This window comes from Synechococcus sp. R5-13 (assembly GCF_047462015.1).
In the GTDB taxonomy this organism is placed as follows: domain Bacteria; phylum Cyanobacteriota; class Cyanobacteriia; order Thermostichales; family Thermostichaceae; genus Thermostichus.
Map to the genome: position 1 here is coordinate 1 of NZ_JANSIL010000162.1, position 1,348 is coordinate 1,348.

Genomic DNA, 1,348 nt, shown 5'->3' on the forward strand with positions numbered 1-1,348 from the left:
GACTGACCAGAGAAGGCTTGACGGGGCCGCCCTCATCCTGGAGACCAGGCACCCTTGCCCCCAGCCTCTCCCTCACCGGCTCGGGATTCACCTCCTCAGCAATCGACTTGGACAGCTCCAAGTGACCAGACCGAGCCAGAACCGTTGGCCCCTCACAGGGGCTGATCAACCCCAGCTTGGCCAGACGGGCACAGGCATAGCGCACCTCCAGCAGGTCTGCCCCCAGTGCTTGAGCCAAAGCCGTCAGCTTGCGAGAAGGCGACACCTGCTCCAGGATCCCCCACTCCAGCGCAGAAAGTTTGAACAGAGGCAGTTCGGTGCTGGTACGCCAAAAGCAGCTATCGGGCTCTGGCAGGTCTTTTTCGGGCTGCTGCTCTAGCTTGAGCTGCTGCAGGGCTTCCAGGACGGCAGCGGTAGCGCTTTTGCTGAGGCCAGTCATTTCTCGGTAGGGCATGGGCACGTTGGGCAGGAAGCTGAACTGGCCGGATTCGAGGGCAAAGAGGCTGTAGAGGCCGGTTTGCAGTTGATGGCGGAAGAGCTTGGCCAGGGCTGCTGGGGTAATCAACCCTTGCCGCTGCAAGCAACGCCCCAGAGGCTCTTCCGAGCCGCAAAAGGAAGCCAGCTTCTCGACCACCCGCTCGCTCACCAAGCCGGAATGGGCCAGCAAGCTCTCCAGGCGGTGTTCTTCCTGAGGTGGTAGGGCAGCAATGACCCGACCTTGGTAAAACCAGATCCTGTAGATACCTCTGGGCGCCCAAATACAGAGCTGTCCTGTTTTGCTGCCTCTCTCGATCAGCTGCAACAGATCGGGCAAGGAAAATTCTTGGAGGTCTCCAACTATAGCCATAAGAATTTTTTGAACCTCCACTTCGATGGAATGGGCGAAAAATCAATGCTTCAGTAATTTTTTAGACATCCCTATTCTTGTACATGGACTCTCGGTCAACAACCGTGTATCTACGACCGTGTTTTTTGTAGCTCGATACTCTGCCCGCTAGCAATTACACTGACCGTCCGGGAAAATCTATCATGGAGTACAATCAGGATACGATCAGGCGGTACTCTCAATCCTCTCACAGAAGGCTTCTGGTTCGCTTTGTTTCGGCCTTGGCCTGGATCATGTTGCTTTGTAAAGTAAAACCCCTATTTTTGCTTTCTCTTTGAACAGAAGTTAGATAAAAGTTAGCAGGATCTCCCAACTTCTTTACAAAGCCAGAGGATTGTTCTCCCTCTGTCGGTTTGCCTCACTTTTCGCGCATGCCCTTGAGGAGGGTGGCTAATCGACTGACCAGAGAAGGCTTGACGGGGCCGCCCTCATCCTGGAGACCAGGCACCCTTGCCCCCAGCC

General features: G+C 55.4%; 1 protein-coding gene. It reads right to left on the minus strand.

What is annotated here, in order from left to right; genetic code table 11:
- Window positions 1-847, minus strand: an 847-nt coding sequence (locus NW840_RS12215; RefSeq protein WP_414344550.1) for a DUF4388 domain-containing protein, incomplete at its 3' end; no start/stop codon positions are given.
- Between the last annotated feature and the right edge of the window lie 501 nt (window positions 848-1,348).